Raw genomic sequence first — 8,047 nt, forward strand, 5'->3', positions numbered from 1 at the left:
CCAATACCTGTGACGACCTGAAATTTACCCTGACCTCGTTTATGACCGCTTCGCGGCCGCCAGGCGGTCACGAGGGGGCATAAATCATTGATTTTTGCGGGAAATGTGCTATTATAGGCACATTCAAGAAGCTGGACCGTGTGGTGCCGCTCGTTTTTGGCCCTGCCGGGTTCCCGTTTAACAAAAATCAAACAGGGGCGCGGTAGTTGCCGCGCACAGGCCGTGTCACAGAAAACGCGTAAAAAGAGTATTTCTAAGCCTTCGAAGAAGACGGCTGCGGCGAGCCCAATTGCGGGCAAACGCAGCGTGAGCAAAGGCCCTGCACGGCCCCCTGTCAAGGACACACGGACGACGACCCGCACCACGGCCAAGGTTTCGCCAGTCAAGGCTTCGACGACCAAGGCTTCAGCAGCCAAGGCGCCCGCAGCCAAAGCTACGGTCAAGGCTTCTCCCGTCAAGGCTCCTGCAGCCAAGACCCCGGCAGCCAAGACCCCGGTAGCGAAGACGGCGGCAGCCAAGACCTCTGGTGCGAAGACCCCTGCTAACAAGGCCGTCGTGCCAGAGTCCGCCCAGAACAAAAGAAGTGAAATGCCGAACAAGACTGCCAAGCCTTCGACCGAGAAGTCTGCCGCCAAGACCTCTGCTCCGAAGACTGCTGCTGCTTCCAAGCCTGCCGTGAAGCCTGCTGCGACCAAGGCCGCTGCCGCGAAGCCGGTGGCGGAGAAGCCGCGCACCGAGAAGTCGTTTGCACCGAACACCACGGCGTCGGCGATGAAGGCTGCCGCTGCGAAGGAGCAGGCCAAGGCTGCTGCCGCCGAGAAGCCGGTGGCCGCGAAGCCCGCCGCGCCGGCCCCGCGCGCCGAAGAGCCGAAGAAGACGGCAACCCAGCGTCAGGGCTTCAAGACCAATGAATATGTGGTCTATCCCGCGCATGGCGTTGGCCAGATCCTCGCCATCGAGGAGCAGGAAATCGCAGGCGCCAAGCTTGAGCTGTTCGTCATCAACTTCATGAAGGACAAGATGACGCTTCGCGTTCCGACCGCGAAGGTCATGAATGTCGGCATGCGCAAGCTGTCCGAGCCGGCGCTGGTGAAGAAGGCGCTGGAAACCCTGAAGGGCCGTGCCCGCATCAAGCGCACCATGTGGTCGCGCCGCGCGCAGGAATACGAAGCGAAGATCAATTCGGGCGACATCGTCGCGATTGCCGAAGTGGTCCGCGATCTGTTCCGTTCTGAATCGCAGCCCGAGCAATCCTACAGCGAACGTCAACTCTATGAAGCGGCGCTTGATCGTCTGTCGCGCGAAATCGCGGTGGTGCAGCACATCACCGAGACCGAAGCGATCAAGGAGATCGAAGGCCAGCTCGCCAAGAGCCCGCGCCGCGGCGCCAAGGCTGAAGATGCCGAGGCCGGCGCAGACGATGCTGATGAGGGCGACGAGGATGTCGCCGAGGACGAAGCTGCATAAGCGGCTGCGTTTCGAACAAGTTCAAAAGCCCGGCCGAAAGGTCGGGCTTTTTTGTCGACACAGCCGTGGGGCGGATGAGCCGAAGACTTAATCCGCCGGCCGATGTTACCGTAAAAACTCCGCGGCGGATTACGCTGCGCTCATCCACCCAACGGCCAAAAGCGATATCACGGAGTCCAGCCGGGAATTGCTGCCGCCTGTTTCACCCATGCTTCCAACTGATCTTCATCGAGCGCGTCACTTTCATGGATGTCGATCCAGCGGGCGTCCTTGCTGCGCTCGGTGCCCCCGGGCGGGATGGGGTGGAGCAGGAGGCCCTTGAAGAAAGTCACTTTCACGTAGCGCGTGAGGACATGGAAAGAGACGAACCAGCCTTGTCCCTCCACGCCGTAGAATGGCGAATTCCATTTCACCGCCTTGCGCACATCCGGCACCGTGCGCGTGATCAACGTGTCGAGCCGCGCGCCGAGATCACTTTTCCAGCCGGGCATGGCGGCGATATAGGCCTGCACCGGCGCGTCGCCGTCGGCCTTCGCAATTTGCGGATTGCCGCCGGAGAGGAGTTTGGGCTTGGGCATCGTGGCAGCTCCCATCGTAGGGCGAATTTGCGCAGCGTAATCCGCCGGCCGAGTTCATTGTGGAGACTCTGCGGCGGATTACGCCTTCGGCTCCTCCGCCCTGCGGCTGAGTGTCAGTCCACCACGATCTTCACGCGATCGCGCGGCTTCACCTGGGCATTGGCCTCGAGGCCGTTCATGACGCGGAAACGCTCCAGCGGGCGATCGACGCCGCTCATGCGATGCGACAGCGATTCCACGGTATCGCCGGGCTGCACATTGATCACCTTGAGGCGGAGCGGGCGTGCAGCCTGAATCTCCGCCAGGGTCAGGCGGCGGAACGAATTGACGGTTTCGCGCGCGTTGCGCTCGCTTTCATTGGTCTTCTGCTTGGCGGCGAAGATGAAGCGATAGACGTCGCTGCCGAAGCGCAGCGCATAGACGCGGAATTGCCACTGGTCGCCGCGGGCCAGCGCGGTCGCGGCCGGGAAGCCGTTGATGGTGACGTCCTCGGTCGTCGCCTTGTCGACATTCTCCATCCAGCCGGAATTGAGATAGTCGCTGAGCGATTGCTCCGAAGGCACGCGTACCACGTCGAAGCGCATGGCCTGATTGCCGCCCTCGCGCACGCCGATCACCGCCTGCGCGGTGTTGTCGAGCGAGAAGGCGTCCGGCGCCTGGAAGGTGAAGCCGAGCTTCGGATGCAGGAAGCGGCGGCCGCGGACAAAGCCTTCGCTGGGGTCTTCGCCATAGACGATGCCGTCGATGGCGGCGAGATAGGTGTCGCGGTCACGCTCGCCGCTGCCGCCCGAGGGCGAGGCGTATTGGCGGGCATTGGCCTGCGCGTTCTGGACGCGCTCGGGTGTCGCCGGATGCGACGACAGGAAATCCTGCGCGCGCGGATCGAGCGGTGTGCGGCTCGCTTTCAGCGCGGCGTTGCGCTCCATGGCGGAGAGGAAACGGGAGGCGCCGAACGGATCGAAATGCGCGCGGGCCGAGATGCCGACGCCGATGCCGTCGGCCTCGAATTCCTGCGCGCGCGAGAAGCTCGCCATTGTGAGCTTGGATTTGGCCAGTGCCAGTGCGGTGAGATCGGGATCGTTGGTGCCCATGTCGGACACGACGCGGGTGACGACAGCCGCCTGCTTGGCCTGCTCCTCGCGGATCGAGGCGTGCTTCGCCAGCACATGCGCCATTTCATGCGACAGCACCGAAGCAAGCTCCGACGTGTCGCTGGCCAGCGCGACGAGGCCGCGGGTGACATAGAGCTGGCCGGTCGGCAGCGCGAAGGCGTTGACGGCGCCGGAATTGAGGATGGTGACCTTGTAGGCAAGGTCCGGCCGCTCGGAAACGGCAACCAAGCGCTCGACGGTCTTGGAGATCAGGGCTTCGAGCCGGGGATCGTCATAGGAGCCGCCATAGGAGGCCAGGATGCGCTCATGCTCCTTCTCGGCGGCCGGCGTCTGGACGACGGCGGGTTTGGGTGGTCTTGCGGGCAGCGGAGGCTTCACCGCGGTGGATGCAACCTCGAAACGGCTGGCGTCGCCGCAGGCGGATAGGGATAGGGCCGCGCATAGCACAACCGGCGCAGCCCAAAGGCGGCGGCTGAAGCTGATTTGCCGTCCCACACCCGTCACGTTATTGCGTCCTGTCTTGACGGTCACCTAGTCCCCGACCGCCTCGATCTGCCCCACATGGCGCGCCTCGATCCGCGGCCCACCGCGGCTCTCGACCCATCCACGCACTCGAATCCGTCGTCCTTCAAGGGATCTGAGCGTGATGCCAGCCCCTGCGAAGGCAGGCATCATGCGCCTTGAAATAGTCACGGCAAAGTCCCGTGTCCAGCGACGGCCAAAATTGAGATAAGTCGTGCTGCCGGCTTCCCGGACGGACAGAACGCGTCCTTCAACCACGACGAAACGCCCCAACTGCGCCTGAATGTCGCCCGGAATTGCGGCGTTTTTGATGACGCCAATGTTCCCCCAGATGCCTCTTTTGGCGGCTCTGCCGCGGGCTTCGGCAGCGGACAGCGCGGCGGCGCAGGCCCGGTCGGCGATGGTTCCGGAGGCGAGGGCAGCGCCTTGGTCGAGAAGCTGGAACTGGATCGGCGGGCTGCCCGGCGTAAGGGTGGCGAAGGCCGCCTGCCGGCCATAGCGGTCAGGCGCATCGCTGTCGCCATGGAGCCGGATGTCGCGCCCAGCGACGAGTGCGGCGAGGGTCGAGGCGGAGCCGCCACCGTGCGCCGGTTCGATGCCGGCGAGACGGATCTCGGCGCCGTCGGCCATGCGGATGGTCCTGACGTCGATGACATCAGCGACACGTCCCGCGCCTTGTTCGGGGAAGCTGCATGACGCGTGCGCGATCGCGCTCGATCCGATGATGCAGGTGACGGCGAACGTATTCGTGGTCGTGCGTCGCGTTCTGCGTTTCGCCGTTGCAACACCCATGGACCGCCCCCGATGTCCTGCACAACCCTATGTCGGCATCGCGTGTCACGTCCATTCCGCTTTGCGGAAACAGCTGCATCTCTGGAGTGATTCTTGCGCGATGTCTCACCTTGCAGCGGCTTGCCGCTGTTGTTCCCTTGCGGCATGATCGCAACAACATGAATGCCGCGCAAAAATGCGCGACAAGGGAGGACTACGTGAAGACCAAATTTCTTTCTGCTGGCCTGCTCGCATCGACCATGATCCTGGCCGCGACATCGGGGACGATGGCGCAGAACAAGCCGCTCAAGCTCGGTGCGATCCTCGATATGTCGGGCCTCTACGCCGATATCACCGGCCCCGGCAGCGAGGCGGCTGCGAAGATGGCAGCTGAGGATTTCGGCGGCGAAGTACTTGGCCGCAAGGTCGAGATCGTGGTGGGCGATCATCTCAACAAGGCTGATCTTTCGGCGAACATCGCGCGCGACATGCTCGACAATCAGGGCGTCGAGGCGATCATCGACGTTGCCGCGTCGGCGACGGCCCTCGCTGCTGGCGAGATCGCCAAGGCGCGCAACAAGATCATCATGTATAGCGGCCCGGGCGCCATCCGCCTGACCAATGAGGCCTGTGGTCCGTATACGGTGCACTATGCCTACGACACCTATGCGCAGGCCAATGTGACCGGTCTCGCTACGGTGAAGCAGGGGCTCGACAGCTGGTTCTTCCTCACCGCCGACTATGCTTTCGGTCAGGACCTCGAGCGCGATACGTCGAACGTGATCAAGAAGTCCGGTGGCAAGGTGCTCGGCAATGTCCGTCATCCGATCAACACCGCGGATTTCTCATCCTTCCTGCTGCAGGCGCAGTCGTCCGGAGCGAAGGTGGTCGGCCTCGCCAATGCCGGCGGCGACACCATCAATGCCATCAAGCAGGCCGCGGAGTTCGGCCTTACCAAGAGCGGCGGCCAGAAGATGTCGCCGTTGCTGGCCTTCATCTCCGACATCGACAGCGTCGGTCTTGAAACCGCGCAGGGCCTGGTTCTCGCCGAAGCGTTCTACTGGGATCTCAATGACGAGACCCGCGCCTTCACCAAGCGCTTCCAGGAACGCAACAAAGGCCGCGCGCCGACCTCGGCGCAGGCCGGTGTCTACTCGTCGGTCGGTCACTATCTGAAAGCCGTGAAGGCTGCCGGCACTGTCGAGCCCGGTGCCGTGATGGCGAAAATGCGCGAACTTCCGGTCAACGACATGTTCGCCAAGAACGGCAAGATCCGCGAAGATGGCCGCATGGTCCACGACATGTATCTGTTCGAGGTGAAGAAGCCGGCGGAATCGAAGGGCCGCTGGGATTACTACAAGCTGCTCGCCACCGTTCCCGGCGATCAGGCATTCCAGCCGCTGTCGGAATCGCGCTGCCCGCTGGTGAAGAAGTAACGTCGCGGTCGAGATTTGCCGGGCGGTCAACAACAAGAAAAGGAATATGACATGAGCGACATCATCCTGCAGGACCTCGACAACGGTCTTCTCACCATCACCATGAACCGTCCGGATCGGCGCAATGCGCTCAATCCGGAGATGACCGAAGGTCTGGTCGCGGCTGCACGCCGCGCCCAGGAAGATCATGAGGTGCGCGCCGTTCTCATCAAGGGTGCCGGCGGCACGTTCTGCGTCGGCGGCGACGTCAAGTCGATGGCGGCCGGTCGTGCGCCGCTGCCGTTCGAGGCGAAGCGCGTCAATCTGCGCAAGGGCATGGAAGTCTCGCGCATCCTGCACACGATGGCGAAGCCGGTGGTGGCGCAGCTTGATGGCGCTGCGGCGGGCGCCGGTCTTTCGATCGCGCTGTCCTGCGATCTCCGGGTCGCTTCTTCCTCGGTGAAGATCACCACGGCCTTCGCCAAGGTCGGCTTCTCCGGTGACTATGGCGGCACTTATTTCCTCACAAAAATGCTCGGCAGTGCCAAGGCGCGCGAGCTCTATCTGATGTCGCCGGTGCTGACGGCGCAGGAAGCGCTGGGACTTGGCATGGTGACCAAGGTGGTCGACGACGCCGAGGTGGAAACAGCCGCGCGTGAGCTCGCGATGTCGCTCGCCCGCGGGCCGAGCATCACCTACGGTTACATCAAGACCAATATCAACAATGCCGAGACGATGACTCTGGAAGCCTGTTTCGACGGCGAGGCGATCCATCATACCCGCTGCAGCGACACCGACGATCACAAGGAGGCCTCGAAGGCCTTCGTCGAGAAGCGCAAGCCAGTTTTCAAGGGACAATGACCATGAGCGAGATGCGGTTGCGGCAAGTTTGTCTGGTCGCTCCGCATCTGGAGCCCGTTGTCAGTGACATCACGGCCATTCTTGGCCTCGATGTCTGTTACCGCGACCCGCATGTCGAGAAATACGGGCTCGAAAATGCGCTGATGCCGGTCGATGCCACGCTGCTCGAAGTCGTGGCGCCGACGCAGCCTGGCACGGCCGCCGGGCGCTTTCTCGAAAAATCCGGTGGCCGCGGCGGCTATATGGTGATCCTGTCCTGCGAGGACCCCGACGAACGCGGGCGTTTCGCTGCCAGCATCGGTATTCGCACCGCCAATGTGATCGACCATCCGCCCTATCACGGCGTGCAACTGCATCCGCGCGATTGCCGGGCTGCCTTCATCGAGTTCAACCACACGGCAGGTAGCGACGACGACTTCGATGTCTATCCGCCGGCCGGCCCGAACTGGCAGGAATCGATCCGTCACGACGTCACGCGCGCCTTGCTGGAAGTCGAGCTGGAGAGCCCGGATCACTATGATCTGGCGCAGCACTGGAGCAACCTCATCGGCATCCCGCTGACATCGTCGAAAGGCAATGACCCGCAGATCGTCTTTCCGAATGGCTGCCTGCGCTTCACCAAAGGCAAAGCCGAGGCGATGATCGGTCTCAAATTCCGGGTCAATGACGTGGCGCAGGTGCTCGACCGTGCGCGGGCGCGCGGGTGTCCGTCGGCAGGTGATGCATTTCTGCTGGGCGGGGTCACGTTTCACGTCGTTGCATGATCGCGGCAATCGCCGCACGATCGGGCAATAACGATAAACGGGAAACGTCATTTCATGAGCAGCGCAACGGCCGCGGCACGTCCGCATCCGCTGGATACGTTCTTCAATCCATCCAGCATCGCTATCATCGGTGCCTCGCGCGACGCCCACAAGATCCCGGGGCTGTTGCTCGCCTTCCTGCGAAAGAATGCGTTTTCCGGTGCGATCTATCCGGTCAATCCCAACTATCCCGATATCGATGGGCTGAAATGCTATCCGACCATGGGGGCGATCGGGCAGCCGGTCGACCTCGCCATCGTCATCATTCCCGCGCGCGTGGTGCTCGGCGCGCTGGAGGAATGCGCTGCGCTGGGCGTGAAGCACGCGATCATCATTTCCTCCGGCTTTGCCGAGGAGGGCGGCGATGCCATCGCGATGCAGGATGCGATCGCGGCGCTGGCAAAGCGCACGGGCATGCGGATTTCCGGGCCGAATGCCGAAGGCTATTACAACCAGATCGCCGGCATCGCCGCGACGTTCAGTCCGACCGTGGATGTGAAGCCGGATCAGCCGCTTCT

General features: G+C 62.9%; 9 protein-coding genes. 5 read left to right on the forward strand and 4 right to left on the reverse strand.

Annotation, left to right across the window (positions count from 1 at the left end; all coding sequences use genetic code 11):
- Window positions 1-443: hypothetical protein (locus ACIQ17_RS27860; RefSeq protein ID WP_398472617.1), on the reverse strand; the 443-nt coding region annotated here is incomplete at its 3' end.
- 145 nt (window positions 444-588) lie between these two features.
- Here ACIQ17_RS27860 and ACIQ17_RS27865 point away from each other — a divergent pair.
- Entirely contained in the window at window positions 589-1,467 is an 879-nt protein-coding gene (locus ACIQ17_RS27865; protein WP_398472618.1) for a CarD family transcriptional regulator, read from the forward strand.
- Between the two features lie 167 nt (window positions 1,468-1,634).
- Here ACIQ17_RS27865 and ACIQ17_RS27870 read toward each other — a convergent pair whose 3' ends face one another.
- The 3 genes from ACIQ17_RS27870 to ACIQ17_RS27880 all read right to left on the reverse strand — a co-directional run bounded on the left by ACIQ17_RS27870 (window position 1,635) and on the right by ACIQ17_RS27880 (window position 4,309).
- Window positions 1,635-2,045 carry a DUF1801 domain-containing protein gene (locus ACIQ17_RS27870; RefSeq protein WP_398472619.1) on the reverse strand — a complete coding sequence of 137 codons (411 nt, stop codon included), beginning with the start codon at window positions 2,043-2,045 and terminating at the stop codon, window positions 1,635-1,637.
- A 113-nt stretch (window positions 2,046-2,158) separates the two neighbouring features.
- Complete coding sequence (locus tag ACIQ17_RS27875; RefSeq protein ID WP_398472626.1) at window positions 2,159-3,640, reverse strand: M48 family metalloprotease; 1,482 nt, start codon at window positions 3,638-3,640, stop codon at window positions 2,159-2,161.
- 48 nt (window positions 3,641-3,688) lie between these two features.
- Complete coding sequence (locus ACIQ17_RS27880) at window positions 3,689-4,309, reverse strand: thermonuclease family protein (RefSeq protein WP_398472620.1); 621 nt, start codon at window positions 4,307-4,309, stop codon at window positions 3,689-3,691.
- Window positions 4,310-4,710: 401 nt separating this feature from the next.
- On the opposite strand from ACIQ17_RS27880, the gene ACIQ17_RS27885 reads away from it, so the two are divergent.
- The 4 genes from ACIQ17_RS27885 to ACIQ17_RS27900 all read left to right on the forward strand — a co-directional run.
- Window positions 4,711-5,886, forward strand: coding sequence for an ABC transporter substrate-binding protein (locus tag ACIQ17_RS27885; RefSeq protein ID WP_398472627.1), 1,176 nt, complete (start codon window positions 4,711-4,713; stop codon window positions 5,884-5,886).
- A gap of 51 nt (window positions 5,887-5,937) precedes the next feature.
- Window positions 5,938-6,726, forward strand: a complete 789-nt coding sequence (locus ACIQ17_RS27890; RefSeq protein WP_398472621.1) for an enoyl-CoA hydratase — start codon at window positions 5,938-5,940, stop codon at window positions 6,724-6,726.
- A gap of 2 nt (window positions 6,727-6,728) precedes the next feature.
- Window positions 6,729-7,490, forward strand: coding sequence for a hypothetical protein (locus ACIQ17_RS27895; protein WP_398472623.1), 762 nt, complete (start codon window positions 6,729-6,731; stop codon window positions 7,488-7,490).
- A gap of 54 nt (window positions 7,491-7,544) precedes the next feature.
- The coding region (locus ACIQ17_RS27900) for a CoA-binding protein (RefSeq protein ID WP_398472624.1) at window positions 7,545-8,047 on the forward strand (503 nt) is incomplete at its 3' end.

Origin of the sequence: Tardiphaga sp., assembly GCF_044340795.1 — a bacterium.
Taxonomy (GTDB): Bacteria; Pseudomonadota; Alphaproteobacteria; order Rhizobiales; family Xanthobacteraceae; genus Tardiphaga.